Annotated in this window: 24 protein-coding genes; 18 read left to right on the top strand and 6 right to left on the bottom strand. The window is 67.7% G+C overall.

Features of this window, described 5'->3' with window-relative positions:
- Positions 1-75 precede the first annotated feature (75 nt).
- The 5 genes from ABLE38_RS03690 to ABLE38_RS03670 all read left to right on the top strand — a co-directional run bounded on the left by ABLE38_RS03690 (position 76) and on the right by ABLE38_RS03670 (position 3,567).
- Positions 76-777 carry a mannan-binding lectin gene (locus ABLE38_RS03690; RefSeq protein ID WP_348972806.1) on the top strand — a complete coding sequence of 234 codons (702 nt, stop codon included), beginning with the start codon at positions 76-78 and terminating at the stop codon, positions 775-777.
- Between the two features lie 55 nt (positions 778-832).
- Positions 833-1,483, top strand: a complete 651-nt coding sequence (locus tag ABLE38_RS03685) for an RNA pseudouridine synthase (RefSeq protein ID WP_348972805.1) — start codon at positions 833-835, stop codon at positions 1,481-1,483.
- Positions 1,476-1,877, top strand: a complete 402-nt coding sequence (gene arfB / locus ABLE38_RS03680; protein WP_348972804.1) for an alternative ribosome rescue aminoacyl-tRNA hydrolase ArfB — start codon at positions 1,476-1,478, stop codon at positions 1,875-1,877. Before ABLE38_RS03685 ends, arfB begins: the two co-directional genes overlap by 8 nt.
- Before the next feature lie 61 nt (positions 1,878-1,938).
- Complete coding sequence (locus tag ABLE38_RS03675; RefSeq protein WP_348972803.1) at positions 1,939-2,424, top strand: GAF domain-containing protein; 486 nt, start codon at positions 1,939-1,941, stop codon at positions 2,422-2,424.
- A gap of 114 nt (positions 2,425-2,538) precedes the next feature.
- Complete coding sequence (locus tag ABLE38_RS03670) at positions 2,539-3,567, top strand: RcnB family protein (protein WP_348972802.1); 1,029 nt, start codon at positions 2,539-2,541, stop codon at positions 3,565-3,567.
- A gap of 239 nt (positions 3,568-3,806) precedes the next feature.
- Here ABLE38_RS03670 and ABLE38_RS03665 read toward each other — a convergent pair whose 3' ends face one another.
- Both ABLE38_RS03665 and ABLE38_RS03660 read right to left on the bottom strand, forming a co-directional pair.
- The gene (locus ABLE38_RS03665; RefSeq protein WP_348972801.1) at positions 3,807-5,078 is read right to left on the bottom strand and encodes a M20/M25/M40 family metallo-hydrolase; all 1,272 of its coding nucleotides are present in this window, start codon (positions 5,076-5,078) and stop codon (positions 3,807-3,809) included.
- A gap of 196 nt (positions 5,079-5,274) precedes the next feature.
- On the bottom strand, positions 5,275-5,730 hold the full coding sequence (locus ABLE38_RS03660; protein WP_348972800.1) for a universal stress protein: 456 nt from the start codon (positions 5,728-5,730) through the stop codon (positions 5,275-5,277).
- Between the two features lie 130 nt (positions 5,731-5,860).
- Here ABLE38_RS03660 and ABLE38_RS03655 point away from each other — a divergent pair, with 130 nt between their 5' ends.
- The 7 genes from ABLE38_RS03655 to ABLE38_RS03625 are packed head-to-tail and all read left to right on the top strand — an operon-like array spanning position 5,861 to position 11,678.
- Positions 5,861-7,192, top strand: a complete 1,332-nt coding sequence (locus ABLE38_RS03655; protein WP_348972799.1) for a pyruvate dehydrogenase complex dihydrolipoamide acetyltransferase — start codon at positions 5,861-5,863, stop codon at positions 7,190-7,192.
- Positions 7,193-7,209: 17 nt separating this feature from the next.
- Complete coding sequence (locus tag ABLE38_RS03650) at positions 7,210-7,452, top strand: hypothetical protein (protein ID WP_348972798.1); 243 nt, start codon at positions 7,210-7,212, stop codon at positions 7,450-7,452.
- Positions 7,445-7,843, top strand: a complete 399-nt coding sequence (locus tag ABLE38_RS03645; protein ID WP_348972797.1) for an acyl-CoA thioesterase — start codon at positions 7,445-7,447, stop codon at positions 7,841-7,843. Before ABLE38_RS03650 ends, ABLE38_RS03645 begins: the two co-directional genes overlap by 8 nt.
- 40 nt (positions 7,844-7,883) lie before the next feature.
- On the top strand, positions 7,884-9,281 hold the full coding sequence (lpdA, locus tag ABLE38_RS03640; protein ID WP_348972796.1) for a dihydrolipoyl dehydrogenase: 1,398 nt from the start codon (positions 7,884-7,886) through the stop codon (positions 9,279-9,281).
- A 58-nt stretch (positions 9,282-9,339) separates the two neighbouring features.
- Entirely contained in the window at positions 9,340-9,708 is a 369-nt protein-coding gene (locus tag ABLE38_RS03635; protein ID WP_348972795.1) for a hypothetical protein, read from the top strand.
- Between the two features lie 30 nt (positions 9,709-9,738).
- Positions 9,739-10,248: a PH domain-containing protein gene (locus ABLE38_RS03630; RefSeq protein WP_348972794.1), complete on the top strand. Its 510-nt coding sequence runs from the start codon at positions 9,739-9,741 to the stop codon at positions 10,246-10,248.
- Positions 10,245-11,678: a hypothetical protein gene (locus ABLE38_RS03625; protein ID WP_348972793.1), complete on the top strand. Its 1,434-nt coding sequence runs from the start codon at positions 10,245-10,247 to the stop codon at positions 11,676-11,678. Before ABLE38_RS03630 ends, ABLE38_RS03625 begins: the two co-directional genes overlap by 4 nt.
- A gap of 41 nt (positions 11,679-11,719) precedes the next feature.
- Here ABLE38_RS03625 and ABLE38_RS03620 read toward each other — a convergent pair whose 3' ends face one another.
- On the bottom strand, positions 11,720-12,541 hold the full coding sequence (locus ABLE38_RS03620) for a lectin ESA-2 (RefSeq protein ID WP_348972792.1): 822 nt from the start codon (positions 12,539-12,541) through the stop codon (positions 11,720-11,722).
- A gap of 266 nt (positions 12,542-12,807) precedes the next feature.
- On the opposite strand from ABLE38_RS03620, the gene ABLE38_RS03615 reads away from it, so the two are divergent.
- Positions 12,808-13,125 carry a DUF3140 domain-containing protein gene (locus tag ABLE38_RS03615; RefSeq protein WP_348972791.1) on the top strand — a complete coding sequence of 106 codons (318 nt, stop codon included), beginning with the start codon at positions 12,808-12,810 and terminating at the stop codon, positions 13,123-13,125.
- Between the two features lie 24 nt (positions 13,126-13,149).
- Here ABLE38_RS03615 and ABLE38_RS03610 read toward each other — a convergent pair whose 3' ends face one another.
- On the bottom strand, positions 13,150-13,605 hold the full coding sequence (locus tag ABLE38_RS03610; protein WP_348972790.1) for a GFA family protein: 456 nt from the start codon (positions 13,603-13,605) through the stop codon (positions 13,150-13,152).
- A 98-nt stretch (positions 13,606-13,703) separates the two neighbouring features.
- Between ABLE38_RS03610 and ABLE38_RS03605 the strand changes: the two genes are divergently transcribed.
- Positions 13,704-14,303, top strand: coding sequence for a DUF4142 domain-containing protein (locus tag ABLE38_RS03605; RefSeq protein ID WP_348972789.1), 600 nt, complete (start codon positions 13,704-13,706; stop codon positions 14,301-14,303).
- Between the two features lie 58 nt (positions 14,304-14,361).
- Here ABLE38_RS03605 and ABLE38_RS03600 read toward each other — a convergent pair whose 3' ends face one another.
- Positions 14,362-14,853 (bottom strand): polymer-forming cytoskeletal protein, encoded by a 492-nt coding sequence (locus tag ABLE38_RS03600; protein WP_348972788.1) that lies wholly within the window; start codon positions 14,851-14,853, stop codon positions 14,362-14,364.
- Between the two features lie 5 nt (positions 14,854-14,858).
- Positions 14,859-15,413 (bottom strand): hypothetical protein, encoded by a 555-nt coding sequence (locus ABLE38_RS03595; protein ID WP_348972787.1) that lies wholly within the window; start codon positions 15,411-15,413, stop codon positions 14,859-14,861.
- A 277-nt stretch (positions 15,414-15,690) separates the two neighbouring features.
- Here ABLE38_RS03595 and rpsL point away from each other — a divergent pair, with 277 nt between their 5' ends.
- From rpsL to tuf, 4 genes are all read left to right on the top strand, one after another.
- Positions 15,691-16,062: a 30S ribosomal protein S12 gene (gene rpsL / locus ABLE38_RS03590; protein ID WP_086129340.1), complete on the top strand. Its 372-nt coding sequence runs from the start codon at positions 15,691-15,693 to the stop codon at positions 16,060-16,062.
- A gap of 63 nt (positions 16,063-16,125) precedes the next feature.
- Complete coding sequence (rpsG, locus tag ABLE38_RS03585) at positions 16,126-16,596, top strand: 30S ribosomal protein S7 (RefSeq protein WP_116838647.1); 471 nt, start codon at positions 16,126-16,128, stop codon at positions 16,594-16,596.
- A 101-nt stretch (positions 16,597-16,697) separates the two neighbouring features.
- Positions 16,698-18,791 (top strand): elongation factor G, encoded by a 2,094-nt coding sequence (gene fusA, locus ABLE38_RS03580; RefSeq protein WP_348972786.1) that lies wholly within the window; start codon positions 16,698-16,700, stop codon positions 18,789-18,791.
- 93 nt (positions 18,792-18,884) lie between these two features.
- Complete coding sequence (gene tuf, locus ABLE38_RS03575) at positions 18,885-20,075, top strand: elongation factor Tu (protein ID WP_348972785.1); 1,191 nt, start codon at positions 18,885-18,887, stop codon at positions 20,073-20,075.
- Positions 20,076-20,245: the final 170 nt, after the last annotated feature.

The following is a 20,245-nucleotide window of genomic DNA, read 5'->3' as shown; positions in this document are numbered from 1 at the left end:
ATTGCTGAATCGTTGCGCATATGTGTCGACCGGGTCAGATAGATAGCCCGGGTTGCCGCGAGGGGAGAATATACCATGCTTGCACGAATTTCCTGTCTTGCCTTGTCCGCCGCATTGCTGGCCGGCACCGCCTCGGCGGTACCTGCCAACCCGCACGGGGCTCCGGCCGCTGCATATCAGCGGGTGGACGGCAACAATGTCGGCCGCGTCCGCCACAGCGGCGGCGGCGCCTTTGTCGAGACGCGTCCGGGCCGCTGGGTCGAGTTCAACGAGGACGGCATGCTCACGCACCGTTTCGACGAGACCAACCGCAACCGCGACGCCGTCAATCTCTACGATCCGTCGCGCGGCGTCCGCGTTCGCCTCGACCTGCGCCGCGGCGACATTTCGGGCGTGCCGCGCAATGGCCCGCCGCGCTTCCTGTTCCGCATCACCGATACCGATCCGCGCCGCACCAACGGCTGGGGCGACAATGGCGGCTGGGGTGAAGGCGGCTGGGGTCGTCCGGGCGGTCGTCCCGGCGGCGGCGGTGGCGGCAACTGGGGCGGCCCGGGCAATGGCGGTCCCGGTGGCCCGGGCGGTCCGGGTGGCCCCGGCGGCGGCTGGGGCAGCGGCGGCGTGATCCGCGACATCGAAGTCGGCCCGCTGTGGAACCAGGGCGACGCCGATCGCAAGTGCCGTGACACCGCCCGCAACATGCGCGGCGAGTGGACCGGCCAGTGGCACACCACGATCCCGGGCCGCCAGTCGGTCTGCTCGATCCGCTTCCAGCGCTAAGACTGAAAACCCACCACCGCTGGCGCTCCGGCGCCGGCGGTGGCATGGGCAGGCGATGTTCAAGGATCGCGTGCTCTTCATCGATGGCGAGGCTCTGGTGATCGACAAGCCTGCGGGCCTGCCGGTCGATCGTCCGCGGGACCGCTCCGAAAGCCTCGAGAACCTGCTCGACCAGCTGACCTTCGGTTTCCAGCGCCTGCCGCTGCCCGTCCACCGGCTCGACCGCGACACCAGCGGCTGCCTGCTGCTCGCCCGCAATCCCAAGGCGATGAAGCGCTTCGCCCAGGCCTTCGAGGCCGGCGCGGTGACCAAGCGCTATCTCGCCATCCTCGACGGCGTGCCTGCCGAGGAGAGCGGCACGATCGACCTCGCGCTGTCCAAGGTCTCGACCCGCGAGGAAGGCTGGCGGATGACTGGCGATCCCAAGGGCAAGCCCTCGATCACCCGCTACAAGGTGATGGAGCAGCGCGACGGCAAGAGCCTGGTTGCCTTCTATCCCGAGACCGGCCGCACCCACCAGATCCGCGTCCACGCCGCCGAGGGGCTGGGCGTGCCGGTGCTGGGCGATCCGGTCTATGGCCGGGGCGGGCCGGCGATGATGCTCCACGCCATCGAACTGACCGTGCCGCGCGAGGGCAAGGACGACATCCACGCTACCGCGCCGCTGCCGGTGCGCTTCCACAATGCCGGGTTCGGCCGTGGCTGAGATCCCCGACGAGGCGATCGTCGAGGAGAAGTTCCTGGCTTCCACCGGGCCGGGCGGGCAGAATGTCAACAAGGTGGCGACCGCGGTCCAGCTGCGCATCGACGTGTTCAAGCTCGGCCTCGCTCCTTACGCCTATCAGAAGCTCAAGACGCTCGCCGGAACCAAGCTGACCAGCGGCGGCGAGCTGGTGATCACCGCGCGCAAGTTCCGCACCCAGGATGCCAATCGCGCCGATGCCCGCGAGCGGGTGGTCGAGCTGATCGAGAAGGCGCATGAGCGTGACGCCCGGCGGATCAAGACCAAGCCCAGCAAGGCGGCCAAGGCGCGCCGGGTCGACGAGAAGAAGGGCCGCAGCCAGGTCAAGGCCGGGCGGGGCAAGGTGCGGCTGGACTAACCGCCGCAATCTGTCCCTTTCGCCCCTCCCGCTGGGGCCTCCGATCGCCTACATCACCCCCATGTACACCTTCGACGTCACCACCACCGACAAGACCGAGCTCTATCGCGACCTCGCCGCCGCGCTCGATTCGCTCACTGCCGACGAGCCCGATGCGATCGCCAACATGGCGAATGTCTCGGCGCTGATCTGGCAATATCTGCCCGATCTCAACTGGGCCGGCTTCTACCGCAATGTGAACGACGAGCTCGTCCTGGGCCCCTTCCAGGGCAAGGCCGCCTGCATCCGCATCCCGTTCGGCAAGGGCGTGTGCGGCGCCGCGGCGACGAGCCGCGAGACCCAGCTGGTCGAGGACGTCCACGCCTTTCCCGGCCATATCGCCTGCGACGCCGACAGCCGGTCCGAGCTGGTCGTGCCGATCGTTGTCCAGGGCGAGCTGCTTGGCGTGCTCGACCTCGACAGCCCCAATCCGGCGCGCTTCGACGCCGGCGACGCGGCGGGCTGCGAGGCGTTGATGCGCATCCTCGGTCCCAGACTGGTCGGCTGACCCGGATCGGGACTCCGTTAAGCATAGGCAATTCTGGCATCCCCCACGCGCGGGGATTAATTCCTTGGCAACCATGAGAGCGGGGCGGCTCCGACATGGGTTGAGGAGTTTATGATGCGTCACCTGATGAAGCAGGCCGTGATGGCCTCGGCGCTGCTGGCGGCACTGCCCGCCGCGGCGCAGGTGACCTCGCCTGGCCCGGGCTGGGGCGGCCGTGGCGACCCGATCCCGGCACCCGGCGGGATGGGCCCGCGCAACGTGCCGATGCCGATGCCGCCGCGCGTCTCGCCCAATCCGCCGCACATGCCTGCGCCGACTCCGGTGCACACCGGCCCCGGCGTGCCCACCGCCGGCGCCCGCGTCTGGCAGAATGGCCGCTGGATGGCGCTGCCGCCGCGTGGCCCGGTCCAGAACAGCCAGCGTCACGGCAACAATGGCGGCAATCGTTGGGGCGGCCAGGTCAACGGCCGCTGGTACGCCGGCGCGCAGGCGCCGGGCGGCTGGAACAATTATCGCCGGATGGGCCGTGGCGGCCATCTGCCCAATTACTGGATGGGCAGCGGCTTCCGCATCCCGGACTATCTGAACTGGGGCCTGGCCGCGCCGCCCTACGGCTATTTCTGGGTCCGCTATTATGACGACGCCGTGCTGGTCGACGACCGCGGCGACGTGTGGGATTCGGTGGACGGCATCAACTGGGCCGATGCCGACGCCTATGCCGATTCGGGCGCGAGCTATTCGAACTCGTACAGCTATTCGAACGCGACCGTGGGGGCAGGCTATCGCCAGCCGATCCAGCCGGTCGATCCGAACGACTATTATGACGGTTACTCCGGGGGGAGTCTGCCGCCGGCCGGTGCGATCGGTGCACCGCCGGCGGCACAGGTCCAGGGTTATTACGGCTCGGGCCAGGCCTATTATGGCGCTCAGGGCAGCTACCAGGCCGGTGCCGCCACCTATTACGGCGCGCCGGGCACGACCGTGATCGTCATTCCCGGGGCGACCACGACCACCACGACGGTTACCGAGGAAGTGGTCGAGAGCACGGCCTATGTCCGCTCGACCGCGCGCCGCGTGATACGCAAGGCGCCGGTGCGGCGCTACCGCACGCCGGCCAAGTGCTGCGTCTGCGGCTGCCGCTGATTTCCTACAGCGGCGCGTAGCGAATCGGCCGCGCCGCCGCGGAAGGTCACGAAAGCGCTGACACCCAATGGTCTTGCGCCGGGTGGGACCTTCGCAACTTGGTTGCGCGGGAGCGGATCGGGGGCGATCCTATATTTCCTACAAGGCAAGAGCGGTCCGAGGACCGGGTGAGCCAAGCAGGCGAAATCCTACATTGCAACCTGCTTTGTCCCCCGCGTCGAGGCGAAGGGGCTCAAGCTTCACCCCCGCCCGCCGAACGTCACCAGGCTCTCCGCGCCGTCCGCGCCCAGCGCCGACACGCCGACAAAGCTGTCGTCCACCACCACATTCTTCAGGCTCGCCTCGGTGCCGGTGACGTCGAGATGGTCGGTCCAGTCCTGCGCGTCGGCGCGGCGCCAGTGGATGCGATACTTCACCGCGCCGGGCACCGCCGCCCATTTCACCGAGGTGTCGGCGGAGAGCGCGCCGCCGATCGTCACCTTGTCGGGCGCCGCCGGAGCCGAGGCGAGGCGGCGGATCGTCGCGACGTTGATCGCAGTGACCTTGGCCAGATAGGTGAAGTCCATCTTGTCGACCGTGTCGCCCTTGCCGGGGACGAGGTCCTGGTGCTGCGCGTCGTAATTCTCGACGCCGACCGAAAAGCGCACCGCCGGATAGCCGAGCTTGAGGAATGGCGAATGATCGCCGCCGCGGCCGAACCGGTCCGGCCGGCGGACGAGGAAGGCGTCGAGCCCGCCGGGGATCTTGCCGGCGACCTGGTCGATCGCCTTGGCGAGCGCGCGCGACGGGCCGTCATCCTCGGCGCCATCGTTGCGCAGGCCCTTGAGCGCCCTGTCGTCGTCGCTTTCGCTCCACGTCTCGGAGAAGACGCGCACCCGGTCCGCGACCTTGCGGCCGTCGGTGCCGACCGTGTTGCCGACGATATCGTTGTTGAGCACCGCGGTGACCGTCCAGCCGCGCTCCTTGGCGGTCTCGGCCAGCAACTGCCCGCCATAGAGCCCCTGCTCCTCGCCGGAGAGCGCGGCGTAGACGATCGTCGCCTTGAACTTCTCCCTGGAGAGGATGCGCGCGGCCTCGAGGACGAGCGCGGTGCCCGAGCCATCGTCGTTCGCGCCGGGCGCGTCGCTGGTGGCGTTCATCACATCGGTCACGCGGCTGTCGATATGGCCCATGACGATGACGACGCGCTTGGGGTCGGTGCCGGCCTGGAAGCCGAGCACGTCGACGATCTGCACGCCGTTCGGCGCGCGCGGGCCGGTGAAGCTGCGCGCGATGTTGGCGACCTCGATGCAGTTGCACTGGTCGCCGATTTTGGCGAGCTCGCCGGCGAACCAGCGCCGCGCGGCGCCGATGCCGCGGGTGGGATTGTCGGGATCGGAGAGCGTGTGGCGGGTGCCGAAGCGCACCAGCTTCTCGACGCTGGCCTTGAGACGGGCGGGATCGGGCTTCTCCTGCGCCTGGGCGGCGGCGGGAAGGAGCAGGGCGAGCGGGAGCAGGGGGAGGATGCGCATGGGGGGAGAGTGGCGGGGGAGAGGGGATGGGTCAATCGGCCTAATTCCTCCCCCAGCTTGCTGGGGGAGGGGGACCATTCGCGCAGCGAATGGTGGAGGGGTGCGCCGGGCACCGGCGCGTTGCGCCGGCCCCTCCACCACCGCCTTCGGCGGCGGTCCCCCTCCCCGAGACAAGCTCGGGAAGGATTTTGGAATTTCAGCTCAGCCGGTCGATCGCCGCCATGTCGAGCGCGCCGGGGATGATCATCAGCGGCACCGGCAGGTTGCCGGCATCCGCGCCGGCGAAGTGCGACACCATCGGGCCCGGCGGGCCGCCCGCCGCGGCCCCGAGCACCAGAGCGGCGATGTCGCGATTGGCGGCGATCATCTCGTGGACGATCTTCGGCCCATCGCCCTCCCGAACCGTGATCGAGGGCTGGAGGCCCGATTCGGTGAAGAGCGTGCCGGCGGCGCGGGCGACCAGCGCCTCGGCCCGTTCGCGGGCTTCCTCCTCGATCGTCGCCATCACGCCGCCCCATTGCACGAAGTCCGGCTTGGGGATCAGCGCCAGGATTTCGACATTGCCGCCGGTCTTGGCGGCGCGCCGCGCGGCGAAGCGCAGCGCGATCTCGGCCTCGGGGCTTTCGTCGATCACCACCAGATAGGTGCGCATGGATTGATCCTCTTCCTGATGCGTTACGTGCCCCGTAGCGTCATTTCCTGCAAGCGCGTCTCTTGACCCGGGGCGGGGGCGGCGCAAAGAGGGCCCGAACCTGTTCAGGGCTCCAACGACGGGAACCTTCATGTCGATCGAAATCAAGATGCCTGCGCTTTCCCCCACCATGGAAGAGGGCACCCTCGCCAAGTGGCTCGTCAAGGAAGGCGATACGGTGAAGTCCGGCGACCTCATGGCCGAGATCGAGACCGACAAGGCGACGATGGAATTCGAAGCGGTGGACGAGGGCGTGATCGCCAAGATCCTCGTTGCCGAGGGCACCGACAATGTGAAGGTCGGCACCGTGATCGCAGTGCTGGCGGGCGAGGGCGAGAACGCCTCGACCGCTGCTGCGCCGGCCCCGACTCCGGCGGCCGCGCCCGCCGCTGCGCCCAAGGCTGAAGAGAAGAAGGAAGAGGCCGCTCCGGCGCCGACTCCCGCGCCTGCACCGGCCGCGGCACCCGCCCAGGCCCAGGCCGCCTCGGGCGGCCGCGTCAAGGCGAGCCCGCTCGCCAAGCGCATCGCAGCGGAGAAGGGCGTCGACCTGGCCGGCGTGAGCGGCTCGGGCCCGAACGGCCGCATCGTCAAGGCGGACATCGACGGCGCCAAGCCCGGTGCCGCGCCGGCCGCCGCTGCTGCTGCGCCGGCCGCGTCCGCCGCTCCCGCAGCCTCGGCACCCGCCGCTGCCGCCGCGCCGGCCGAGCACAAGCCGGTCTGGTGGGACGAATCGATCCCGCACGAGGCGGAGAAGCTCTCGAACATCCGCAAGACGATCGCGCGCCGCCTCACCGAGTCGAAGCAGACGATCCCGCACATCTACCTGACGCTCGACATCCGCCTCGACGCGCTGCTCAAGCTGCGCGGCGATCTCAACAAGGCGCTCGAGGCGCGCGGCGTGAAGCTCTCGGTCAACGACCTGCTGATCAAGGCGCTCGGCGTGGCGCTGGCCCAGGCGCCCAAGTGCAACGTCACCTACACCGGCGACCAGCTGATCAAGTACAGCCGCGCGGACGTGTCGGTCGCGGTCTCGACGCCGACCGGCCTGATCACGCCGATCATCCGCGACGCCGCCAACAAGGCGGTCTCGGCGATCTCGCAGGAGATGAAGGACCTCGCCGGCCGCGCCCGCGAGGGCAAGCTGAAGCCCGAGGAATATCAGGGCGGCACCGCGTCGCTGTCGAACATGGGCATGTACGGCATCAAGCAGTTCGAAGCGGTGATCAATCCGCCCCAGGGCATGATCATGGCGATCGGCGCGGGCGAGAAGCGCCCCTATGTGATCGACGACGCGCTGCAGGTGGCGACGATCATGTCGGCGACCGGCAGCTTCGATCACCGCGCGATCGACGGGGCCGACGGCGCCGAGATGATGAAGATCTTCAAGGAACTGGTCGAGAATCCGTTCGGGATGATCGCCTGAACCGGAGGGCTGCGCCGATGCGCGTGCTGATCGAAGTGATGCATATCGTGATCGGGCTGATCGTCGCGGCGTTGATCGCCACGGCGGCGGCCTGGTCCTATCCGCGGGCTACCGAGGATATCTGGATCGTCGCCTTCGGCTGCATGATCGCAGTGGCGCTGATGGGCGTCGGCCCGGTGCGCAAGGCGATCGCCGACGACAGGGCCAAGCTCGACGGGACCACGCCCGCCAGCGGCACGGAGCCGCGCGCAGATGGTTGAGGAAGGCGGTCAGCCGCCCCAGCAGCAGCCGGCGATCCGCGTCAGCACGATGCCGGCCGATGCAAACGCCTATGGCGACATCTTCGGCGGCTGGCTGATGGGCCAGATGGACCTGGCCGCGGGCCTGGTCGCCGCGCGCCGTTCGCGCGGGCGGGCAGTGACGGTCGCGGTCGAGGGCATGAAATTCCATGCGCCGGTGCTGGTGGGCGACGAAGTCTCGGTCTTCGCCGACATCGTCAAGGTCGGTCGCACCTCGATGACGATCGAGGTCCAGTCCTGGCGCCGCGCCCGGCATAGCGAGGAGAGCTGCCTGGTCACCCAGGCGCAGTTCGTCTTCGTCGCGGTGGATGCCAACAAGCGGCCCCGGCCGATCGATGAAATTCCGGGCTGACCGCCCATATTCGCATCATTCCAATTGAAGGATTCCTCCCTTGGCTGACTCCTATGACGTGATCGTGCTCGGTTCGGGCCCCGGCGGCTATGTGGCGGCGATCCGCGCCGCGCAGCTGGGCCTCAAGACGGCGATCGTCGAGCGCGAGCTGCTGGGCGGCATCTGCCTCAACTGGGGCTGCATCCCCACCAAGGCGCTGCTCCGCTCGGCCGAGATCTTCCACTATATGCAGCACGCCAAGGATTACGGGCTGGTCGCCGACAAGATCAGCGCCGACCTGGAAGCGGTGGTGAAGCGCTCGCGCGGCGTCGCCAAGCAGCTTAACCAGGGCGTCACGCACCTGATGAAGAAGAACAAGATCACGGTGCACATGGGCACCGGCGTGCTCACCGCGCCGGGCAAGCTCACCGTCACCGGCGAGGACGGCAAGAAGACCGAGCTCGAGGCGAAGAACATCATCGTCGCCACCGGCGCCCGCGCCCGCGACCTGCCCTTCGCCAAGACCGACGGCAAGCGGATCTGGACCTATCGGACGGCGATGACCCCGCCCGAGATGCCGACCAAGCTGCTGGTCATCGGCTCGGGCGCGATCGGCGTCGAGTTCGCCAGCTTCTACAACGACATGGGCGCCGAGGTGACCATCGTCGAGATGCTCGACCGGATCGTGCCGGTGGAGGACAAGGACGTCTCCGCGCATCTGGAGAAGCAGTTCAAGAAGCAGGGCATGACGATCCTGACCTCGACCGGCGTCGACAAGCTTGACGTGACGGCATCGGGCGTGAAGGCGTCGATCAAGGACAAGGACGGCAAGGTCACCACCGCCGAGTACAGCCATGTCATCGTCGCGGTCGGCATCGTGCCGAACACCGAGAATATCGGGCTGGAGACGCTGGGCGTGAAGACCGAGCGTGGCCACATCGTCACCGATGCGGCGTGCAAGACCAACATCGCCGGCCTCTATGCGATCGGCGACGTCACCGCGCCGCCCTTCCTCGCGCACAAGGCGAGCCATGAGGGCGTGATCGCCGCCGAGGCGATCGCCGGCGGGCATCCGCACGCGATGGACGTCCGCAACATCCCGGGCTGCACCTATTGCCACCCGCAGATTGCGAGCGTCGGCCTCACCGAAGCCAAGGCCAAGGAAGCCGGTTACGAGGTGAAGGTCGGCAACTTCCCCTTCATCGGCAACGGCAAGGCGATCGCGCTGGGCGAGGCCGAGGGCTTCGTGAAGACGGTGTTCGACGCGAAGACCGGCGAACTGCTCGGCGCGCACATGATCGGCGCGGAAGTGACCGAGATGATCCAGGGCTACACGATCGGCAAGACGCTGGAGACCACCGAGGCCGAGCTGATGGAAACGGTGTTCCCGCACCCGACGATCAGCGAGACGATGCACGAGGCGGTCCTCGGCGCATACGGCCGCGCGCTGCACATTTAGTTCATGATTTTTTGCCATATCTCTCGCCAAGTTCGCCCGAACTGGTGGGAGATTTGGCGTGCGTGCGCTCAAGCTGATCCTGGCATTGCTGCCGCTGGCCTATCTCGGCTGGCTGCTGTTCCATTTCACCGGCTTCCAGGGCTGGAGCGACGGCCCGCTCGCCTCCGGGCTGGGGCCGACCGTGATCGGGCTGGGGGCGCTGGCGATGCTCTTCTCGGTCGGGCTGATCGCCCGGCTGCTGCGCACGATCCTTGCGCCGCGCGGGGTGGTGGTGCGCAAGGGCGAGGTGGTGCCGACCGAACCGGGCTTCGACGCCGATGCCGCGCTCGATCGCTATCTGGCGCGCAAGGCCGCGGGGCTGGGCAGCGCCGAGATCCCGGAAGCCGAGGACGCGCCGCGCCCGGTGTTCGGCCGCAAGATCGGGTGACCTGTCGCTGAGGGCTCGCCCGGCGAGCCCGTGCGGCTGGAGTGGCGGACCGGCTCGGCCGGCTGCCTGACGCCGCTGTTCCTGCTCGGCGCCTGCCTGTTCTTCTATTGGGCGCGCAATCCCGGCGCCGTGACCGAACGCGACATGGAGATGCGCGGCGGCATCTTCGTCCGCATCGCCGCCTCCGCCGATTGGCACGGGATCGGCTGGGGCTATCTGGCGATCGGGCTGGTGATGGCCTGGTTCGCGGTGCAGTTCGTGTGGCGCTTCGCCGAACGCGTTGCGGTGACCGCCGGGCCGAACGGGCTGCGGATGCGCGGCATGTTCGGCGGCTTCGTGCCGTGGCACGACGTGGAGCACGTCCGCTTCTCGCCGGGCAAGCCGGCGGGCATCGAGATCGCGCTCAAGCGGGCGCAGCCCGGCCTGTTCAATCCGATCCCGCGTACCGTGCACCGCATCGTCGGCGTCGAGACCGACAATGGCGCGGGCTTCGCCTTCGCCGAGACCGCCGAGCGCCTGCGCACCGGTGCGGGCGCATGACCCGCGTATCGCTGCACGCGCGGGTAGCGCTGGCGGCGGCGCTGCTCTGCGCGCTGGTGCTGCTGTTCTTCTGGCCCGGCGTCGCGATGTACGACAGCGTCGCGCAATATCAGCAGGTCGTCTCGGGCAGCTATTATGACTGGCACCCGCCGGCGATGGCGCGGCTCTGGTCGCTGTTCCACGGCATCGGCTGGACCGGCCAGGCGCCGATGTTCGTGCTGCAGATCGGGCTCTACTGGCTCGGGCTCGGGCTGATCGCGGCGGCGCTCGCCCGGGAAGGCAAGCGTATCGCGGCGATCGCGGTGCTGGCGCTGGGGCTGTGGCCGCCGTTCCTCGGCTGGCAGGCGGCGGTGCTCAAGGACGCGCAGATGGCCGCGGCCTTGCTCGCCGCCACCGGCATCATCGGCTGGCGCAGGCTGACCGGCCAGAAGCCGCGGCCGATCGACCTGGTCGCGGCGGTGCTGCTGCTCGTCTACGCGACTTTGGTGCGCGCCAATGCGGTGTTCGCGGCGGCACCGCTGGCCGCCGGGCTGTTCGTGCCCTGGACCTGGCGCCGCTGGCCGGTGCGCCTGGGGCTGATCGCGGCGGGGACGCTGGCGGTGCTGGCGGTGTCGCCTTCGATCAACCACCACCTGCTGCGCGCCGATGCCAGCGGCGTGGAGGCGACCCAGCCGATCTTCGACATGGCCGGCATCGCCCACCGCGCCGGGCCCGATGCCGCCCCGCTGCTGCCGCGCGCGGTCTGGGCGCAGGCCGAGGCGCTGCACTGCTCCTCCTCGGTCCTGTGGGACCCCTATTCCAGCGGCGAGCGCTGCGGCTTCGTGCAGGACGCGCTCGACGGCACATCGCCGCACGCGATCTTCGCGGGCTGGACCGGGGCGATCCGCGCGCATCCGGGCGCCTATGCCGCGCACCGCATCGCGCACTGGAACGCGACGATGCGCTGGTTCGTGCCCTGGCATTTCCCGCTCTCGATCCCCGAGGCGGGGTCGGAGCCGAACGACCTCGGGCTCGGCTCGCCCGCCAAGGCAGCGGAGCCGTTCGACAAATTCGCCGGCTGGCTCGCCAACGGGCCGCTCGGCGCGCCGATCCTCGCGCTGGCGGCGGCGCTGGCGGTGCTCGCGCTGGCCCGGCCGGCGAGCAGCGCGGCGCATGCGTTGGCGGTGCCGCTCGCGCTTTCCGCCGCGGCGCTGGAGACGAGCTTCCTGCTGGTCAGCATCTCGAGCGACTGGCGTTATCATCTCTGGTCGATGCTCGCGGCCTGGCTCGCCGCGATCCTGCTGCTCACCCGCCCGCTGCCGCGCCGCGCCGCGCGGATCGCGCTGACGCTGGTGCTGCTGGTCGGCGCGAGCGAGTTTGCCGCACGGCTGCTGCTGCCGGCGGTGGGCGACAATTACGAGGATCTGGTCGGCGCGCCGCACGGCGCCTGAGTGCCCGGCCGGGTTCGGGGCCCGGCCGGGCTGCCGCACGGTCAGGCGGGGGCGAGCGCCTCGGTGACCGCGGGGACCAGGTTCAGGCCGATCGGGCCTTCGCCGGCATAGGTCATCGTGCCCGAGAGCCCGTTGCCGCTGCCGGTTGCCTTGACCGCGACGACGCCCTGCGTGCCGCGGCAGCCGATCACCCAGATGCCGCCATCGTGCCAGGGCGCCTGGTCGCCGCCCCATTGGTTGAGCACGCTATAGGTGTCGGCCATGGTCTGGGTGGCCTTGAAGCCGATCGGGCCTTCGCCCGAATAGGTCATCGAGCCGGTGAGCGTGCGGCCATTGTCGGCGCTGGTGATGTCGAGCGCGGCGACCGGCTGCTCGGGCCGGCAGCCGAGCACCCAGAGGCCGCCCTGGTGCCAAGGTGCGGAGCTGCCGCCCCACTGGTTGGTCGCATCGAAGCCCGTGCCGCCGGAGACCGATCCCTTGACCCCGATCGGGCCTTCGCCGGCATAGGTCATGCTGCCGGTCAGCGTCTTGCCGCCGTCGCTCGACTTGAGGTCGAAGGCGACCGCGTTCTGCCCGTTGCGCGCGCCGAGCAGGAACAGCCCGGCATCGTGCCAGGGCGCCGAGCTGCCGCCCCACTGGTTTTCCACCTGGTAGCAATTGGTGGTGACCAGCGTGGCGCGCACGCCGATCGGGCCTTCGCCCTCATAGGTCATCGTGCCGGTGAAGCTCTTGCCGCCGTCGCCCGATTGGATCTGCAGGGCGATCGGGTTCTGATCGGCGCGGTTGCCGATGCTGAGCAGGCCGCCGTCATGCCAGGGCGCGCTGTTGCCGCCCCATTGGTTCTGCGTCGCATAGATGGTCATGATTGCCTCTTTCGCGTTGCACTCGCTCCGCGTCGCGCGCTGGAGGCGACCCCGCCCGTCGAAGACGTGCGGCAGCGCCCGGCGGATGGGCCGAGTGAAGGTTCCTGATTCAAGCCTGTGGACAGGCCGCACGCGAAACAGACTCGCGGGCGACAAGGCGATAATAATCTGATTCGGCGCGGAAACTGAGCGGAGAGAGGTCCGTTGCGGATGGGAATGCAGCCCGAAATGGAGAAGCCGGTGCCCAGCGTGACGATCATGAGGAAGTGTGGCGCAAGTTCCACGCCGCGGTGAACATGGCGCCGGCCGAGATCGAGGAATGGCTCGAGACCGAGGAGAGCCGCAAGGTCGGCTTCAAGCGCGACGGCGGCGAAAGCGTCGGCCATGCCTCGGGCCGGCGGATCGTCGGCATATTGCGGACGAAGAAGGCCGATCTCGCCGGCGGCGACTATGCCCATATGCGCAAGGTGGTCGGCTTCGTCGCGCGGCATCGGGGGCAGGGGCCGCACGACGAATACCGCATCCCCACGTCACGCTGGCGCTATTCGCTGATGAACTGGGGGCATGATCCGCTGAAGGATTGAGCGAGCGGCCATTCTCGACCGGGGCTAGCCCCGCGTCGCATATTCCTTCGTCAGTGCGTCCCAGTCAGTCCAGTCGGGATTGCCTTCATAGCTGCGCGTGGCCCGCGTCTCCGCCCAGGGGAGCTTCTCGCTGGTCCAGGTCTCGAGGAAGGGCGGTTCCTGGTCGGGTGCATCGAGCATCGTCGTGCGGATGTTGACGAACCAGTCCATCCCCTCGGCGCGGGTGAACACCCAGCTCTTGCAACGGTCGCAGTGGAAATGATGCGCGACCGGCCCGTGCAGCCCGCCGATTACCGGTTCGCCTTGCAGCACCTCGAAGGCCTCGGCCGGCGCGGTAACAGTCAGCGAGAAGGCGCTGCCGGTCATCTTCTGGCAGCCGGTGCAGTGGCAGGCGCTGGTGAGGAAGGGCGCGCCGCTCAGCCGGAAGCGCAGCGCGCCGCAGCGGCAGCCGCCTTCGCGTGCTTCGGTCCCGTCGGTCATCGGTCATCTCCCCGTTCAATTCGCCGCATCGTGGCATGGAAACCGGAACGGCGCCCCCAGGATCGCGTTCCTTTCTGCAAAACAGAGGGAATGCCCGCATGCACAGATACTTCTTCGCAATCGGCCTGGGCCCGGCATTCGCGCTCGGCGCCTGTGGCGGCTCCGAGCCGGTCACCACGGTCGACAACATCGTCGCCAACGACACGGTGATCCCCGAGAACAGCGTCAACGCCAACGCGACCGGCACCGGGGTCAACGCGATGACCGGGGCCGAGGTGACGACCGGCCAGGCCTTTGCCGACGCCGCGGGCGCCAGCGATGCCTATGAAGTGGCCGCGGGCAAGCTCGCGCTGCAAAAGGCGACCACGCAGGCGCTCAAGGACTTTGGCGGGATGATGGTGACCGCGCACACCGATTCGACCGCCAAGCTCAAGGCCGCCGCCGCCAGCGCGACCCCGGCGATCACGCCCGCGCCCAGGCTCAGCGCCGAGCAGGAGGCGAACCTCGCCACGCTGCGCCAGGCTACGGGTGCCGATTTCGATACCGCCTACAAGGCGCAGCAGGTGGTCGCGCACGAGAAGACGCTGGCGGCGGTGCAGGATTATGCCGCGACCGGCACGGTGCCCGAGCTCAAGGCCTTCGCCGCGACGATCGCGCCGATCGTGCAGATGCATCTCGACAAGGCGCGCAGCCTGTAACGAAAAGGGCGCGCTCCCCGTGAGGAACGCGCCCTTTCGGCTTCCCGGTGACCAGAGCCTATTCGTTCGCCGCCGCCGCGAAGGGCGAGGGCGCCGCTTCGACCGCGCGCGGGCCGGCGGGTGCCGCAGGTGCAGCCGCTGCCTGCACGGTGCTCATATGCTTCAGGCGGCCGTCGATATGGCCGCCATTCTCGATCGTGATGTTCTCATATTCGACGTCGCCGGTGATCTTCGCCGAACGCTCGATGGTGAGCATGCGCACGCGCACCGTGCCCTCGATCGCGCCGGCAAGGCGGGCGGTCTCGGCGGTGACGTTGCCGAACACCTGGCTGTCGGCGCCCTGCGCCAGGCTGCCGCAATTGACGTCGCCTTCGATGCGGCCGTCGATGTGCAGGTCTGCCGAGGCGGTGACGTTGCCGGTGATGGTCACGTCCGGACCGATCACCGAGAACATGCCACGCTTGGCGGTGCTGCCGCTCTGCTGCGGCGGTGCCGGCGGCATCGCCGGACGCTCGTCGCGATCACGACCACGATCATTGCCCTTGAACATTAACGCTACTCCCCAGAATCGAACCCCGAATCTCCGGCTGTTTGCCTACCATAACGTGCAGGAACAGGCACCGGCCAAAAGCGGGACAGGCGTTCCAGAGAGGGATTGTCGTTGGCGGCGGGGCAGCGGGCACGGCAAAGCCACGCGGCGGCGAGCATTGTTGCGCTGGCGGCACTGCCGGCAAGCGCGCCGGGAGCAAGTGCCAGCAGCGCGGCGAGCAGGGTAAGGCCTGCGGCGAATCGGTCGATGCGGGGCAGGGCGAGCGCCAGCGCCGCGGGAACGAGCAGCGCGAGCGCGCCGACCTGCGGAAACACCGCCAGCGGTACCAGCGCGGCAGGGAGCGCGGCCCGGGCGAGCGACGCCGGCGGCAGCGCGGTGAGCTGGGCGAGGTGCCAGGCGAGCACGCCGGCACCGCCCACGATCGCCAGCCCGAACAGCTCCCAGCCGAGCAGGTGCGCGGCGCCGGCGAGCGGCGGGCCGGGCAGGCCGAGGGCGAGCGTGGCCAGCAGCGCGGCGAGCGCGGCGGCGAGCGGCTTGAATCGGGATACGTAACGAACCATCTCCCACGCTCTACGCCGCGGGAAGTTGACGCACTGTTATCCTCGCGCGGGCTTATGGCGAGTCGGTTGACCCGCCCGGTCCCCCTCGCTATAGGCGCCCCCGTTCCACAAGGGACCGGCACGTCCGGTCGCGATTCCTTTTGGGGCAAGAGCTGAACGTTGCTGGAGACGCAATGGCCCGGGGGGTCGAGGACACCCGGGGCCTTTTCGTATTCTCAAACAAGGGTTCCAGCAAAGTAACCGCCGGCCACGCCGGTAACATAAGGTGAAGGGCTTCATGCCGACGATTAACCAGCTGGTCCGCAAGGGCCGCGAACTGCAGAAGACCAAGTCGAAGGTCCCTGCGATGGAGCAGAACCCGCAGAAGCGCGGCGTCTGCACCCGCGTCTACACGACGACTCCGAAGAAGCCGAACTCGGCGCTCCGCAAGGTTGCGAAGGTCCGCCTGACCAACCAGCGCGAAGTCATCAGCTACATCCCGGGCGAAGGTCACAACCTTCAGGAGCACTCGGTTGTGCTGATCCGCGGCGGCCGTGTCCGCGATCTTCCCGGCGTTCGCTACCACGTCCTGCGCGGCGTGCTCGATACGCAGGGCGTCAAGGATCGTCGCCAGTCGCGTTCGAAGTACGGCGCCAAGCGTCCGAAGTAATCACAGCCATAGTAAGCCCCGGACGGGTTCCGGACACGCTGAAGGTTTAGAAGGAAATTCAAGATGGCTCGTCGTCGTCGCCCAGAAAAGCGCGAAATCCTGCCGGATCCCAAATTCGGTGATATCGTCCTTTCGAAGTTCATGAACTCGGTCATGCTGGACGGTAAGAAGTCCGTTGCCGAGGGCATCGTCTATTCGGCCATGGAAACCGTCGAAGCGCGCGCTAAGCGCGATCCGATCGGTGTGTTCCATGACGCGCTGAACAACATCAAGCCGGGCATCGAAGTCCGCAGCCGCCGCGTCGGCGGTGCGACCTACCAGGTTCCGGTCGAGGTTCGTCCGGAGCGTGCCCAGGCGCTTGCGATTCGCTGGCTGATCACTTCGGCCCGCAACCGCAGCGAGAACACCATGTCGGCCCGCCTCTCGGGCGAGCTGCTCGACGCTTCGAACAACCGCGGCAACGCAGTGAAGAAGCGCGAAGACACCCACCGCATGGCCGAAGCGAACCGCGCCTTCAGCCACTACCGCTGGTAAGTCTTTCTCCAGCGCCGGGACGACTGGCGCTGGAAATTTTCGTTCCTACATATCGGGGAGCCGGATCGTCCGGCTCCCCACATCCTTAAGGAAACCAGGTCATGGCCCGCAGCCATCCCCTCGAGCGTTATCGCAACATCGGCATCATGGCGCACATCGACGCCGGCAAGACGACGACGACCGAGCGCATCCTCTACTACACCGGCAAGTCCTACAAGATCGGCGAAGTGCACGAAGGCACCGCGACGATGGACTGGATGGAGCAGGAGCAGGAGCGTGGCATCACCATCACCTCGGCGGCGACCACCTGCAAGTGGCGCGCGGAAGAGGGCAAGGGTGAAGAGCACCTGATCAACATCATCGACACCCCCGGCCACGTCGACTTCACGATCGAAGTCGAGCGTTCGCTGCGCGTGCTCGACGGTGCGGTTGCCTGTTTCGACGGCGTTGCCGGCGTGGAGCCGCAGTCGGAGACCGTGTGGCGCCAGGCCGACAAGTACGGCGTGCCGCGCATGTGCTTCGTCAACAAGCTCGATCGCACCGGCGCCGACTTCTATTTCTGCGTCGACTCGATCATCGATCGCCTGGGCGCGCGCCCGGCCGTGCTGTATCTCCCGATCGGCATCGAAGGCGGCTTCAAGGGCCTGGTCGACCTGGTCGAGAACCGCGCGATCATCTGGCTCGAAGAGAGCCTGGGCGCGAAGTTCGAATATGCCGAGATCCCTGACGACCTGAAGGAAAAGGCCGCCAAGTATCGCAGCGAGCTGATCGAGATGGCCGTCGAGCAGGACGATGCGCTGATGGAAGCGTATCTCGAGGGCAACGAGCCGTCGGTCGCCGACCTCAAGAAGCTGATCCGCAAGGGTACGCTCGAGATGGCGTTCGTGCCGATCGTCTGCGGCTCGGCGTTCAAGAACAAGGGCGTGCAGCCGCTGCTCGACGCCGTTGTCGACTATCTGCCTTCGCCGCTGGACATCCCCGACGTGCAGGGCGTGAAGCTCGACGGCGAGACCCCGGATTCGCGTCCGGCTTCGGACTCGGCGCCGCTTTCGCTGCTCGCCTTCAAGATCATGAACGATCCGTTCGTCGGCTCGCTCACCTTCGCCCGCATCTATTCGGGCACCCTCACCAAGGGTCAGTATCTGAACTCGGTGAAGGACAAGAAGGAGAAGATCGGCCGTATGCTCCTGATGCACGCGAACTCGCGTGAGGACATCGATGAGGCGCGCGCCGGCGACATCGTCGCGATCGCGGGCCTCAAGGAGACCACGACCGGCGACACGCTGTGCGACACGGCGAACCCGATCATCCTGGAGCGCATGGAGTTCCCGGAGCCGGTGATCGAGCTGTCGGTGGAGCCGAAGACCAAGGCCGACCAGGAGAAGATGGGCATCGCCCTCAACCGCCTGGCCGCCGAGGATCCCTCGTTCCGCGTCTCGACCGATCACGAATCGGGCCAGACCATCATCAAGGGCATGGGCGAGCTCCATCTCGAGATCCTGGTCGACCGCATGAAGCGCGAGTTCAAGGTCGAGGCCAATGTCGGCGCGCCGCAGGTGGCGTATCGCGAGTATCTCGCGAAGCCGGTCGACATCGACTACACGCACAAGAAGCAGTCGGGCGGCACCGGCCAGTTCGGCCGCGTCAAGGTCAAGCTGACCCCGGGCGAGCGCGGTTCGGGCTTCGTCTTCAAGGACGAGGTCAAGGGCGGCAATATTCCGAAGGAATATATCCCGGCGATCGAGAAGGGCTTCCGCGAGACGGCGCAGACCGGTTCGCTGGTCGGCTTCCCGATCATCGACTTCGAAGTGCTGCTCTATGACGGTGCGTACCACGACGTCGACTCGTCGGCGCTGGCCTTCGAAATCACCGCCCGTGCAGCGATGCGCGAAGCGGCCCAGAAGTCCGGCATCAAGCTGCTCGAGCCGGTGATGAAGGTCGAAGTCGTCACCCCCGAGGATTATCTCGGTGACGTCATCGGCGACATCAACAGCCGCCGTGGCCAGATCCAGGGCACCGACAGCCGCGGCAACGCGCAGACGGTCGAGGCGATGGTCCCGCTGGCGAACATGTTCGGCTATGTGAATCAGCTGCGCTCGTTCACCCAGGGCCGTGCGCAGTACAGCATGCAGTTCAGCCATTACGACGAAGTGCCGCCGAATGTGGCCGACGAAGTGAAGGCGAAGCTGGCTTAACGGCTGGCGTAACCCAAAATCAGCCGCTATGGGGCTCGCCTTCCGGCGAGTCCCTTGAGCGACGCGGAATTTGACTCAGAAGGTAGGAAAACAATGGCGAAGGCAAAGTTTGAGCGGAACAAGCCGCACCTCAACATCGGCACCATCGGCCACGTCGACCATGGCAAGACGTCGCTGACCGCCGCGATCACCAAGGTTCTGGCTGAAACGTCGGGCGGCACTGCCGTCGACTTCGCCAACATCGACAAGGCTCCGGAAGAGCGCGAGCGCGGCATCACCATCTCGACGGCGCACGTCGAGTACGAGACCGCCAACCGCCACTACGCGCACGTCGATTGCCCGGGCCACGCTGACTATGTGAAGAACATGATCACCGGTGCCGCGCAGATGGACGGCGCGATCCTCGTGGTCGCCGCGACCGACGGCCCGATGCCGCAGACCAAGGAGCACATCCTGCTCGCCCGCCAGGTCGGCGTGCCGACCATGGTGGTCTTTCTCAACAAGGTCGACCTGGTCGACGACGAGGAAATCCTCGAGCTGGTCGAGATGGAAATCCGCGAAGAGCTCAGCAAGCGCGAGTTCGACGGCGACAACATTCCGATCATCCGTGGTTCGGCGACCGCCGCTCTCTCGGGTTCGGACGCCAAGCTCGGCCAGGAAGCGATCCTCGCCCTCATGGCCGCTGTCGACGAGTCGATCCCGCAGCCGGAGCGTCCGCTGGACAAGCCGTTCATGATGCCGATCGAGGACGTGTTCTCGATCTCGGGCCGCGGCACCGTGGTGACCGGCCGCGTCGAGACCGGCATCATCAAGGTTGGTGAGGAAGTCGAGATCGTCGGCATCCACGACACCCGCAAGACCACCGTCACGGGCGTCGAGATGTTCCGCAAGCTGCTCGACCAGGGCCAGGCCGGCGACAATGTCGGCGCGCTGATCCGCGGCGTCGCTCGCGACGAAGTCGAGCGTGGCCAGGTTCTCGCCAAGCCGGGTTCGATCAAGCCGCACACCGACTTCAAGTCGGAAGTGTACGTGCTGTCGAAGGACGAGGGTGGCCGTCACACGCCGTTCTTCGCCAACTATCGTCCGCAGTTCTACTTCCGCACGACCGACGTCACCGGCACGATCGAGCTGCCCGAGGGCACCGAGATGGTGATGCCGGGCGACAACGTTGCGCTGGGCATCAAGCTCATCGCGCCGATCGCCATGGACGTCGGCCAGCGCTTCACGATCCGCGAAGGCGGCCGCACCGTGGGTGCCGGCGTCGTTGCCGAGATCCAGAAGTAAGCTTGCGTTCCGGCCGCAAGGCCTGAACTAGGTACACAGCCGCCCGGCACCCTAAAAAAGGGGTGTCGGGCGGTTGCCTTTTAATGTGGGCCGCTGTAATGGCGCGCCTTCGGTTTTTGGGTACAGCATAGAGGTCCGGCAACGGGCCCCGCTCTTTCGCATTGGTAGGG

The organism is Sphingomonas sp. KR3-1, assembly GCF_040049295.1.
Taxonomy (GTDB): Bacteria; Pseudomonadota; Alphaproteobacteria; order Sphingomonadales; family Sphingomonadaceae; genus Sphingomonas.
Note: the sequence above shows the minus strand (reverse complement) of the source record. Positions and strands in the feature narration are given on the sequence as shown.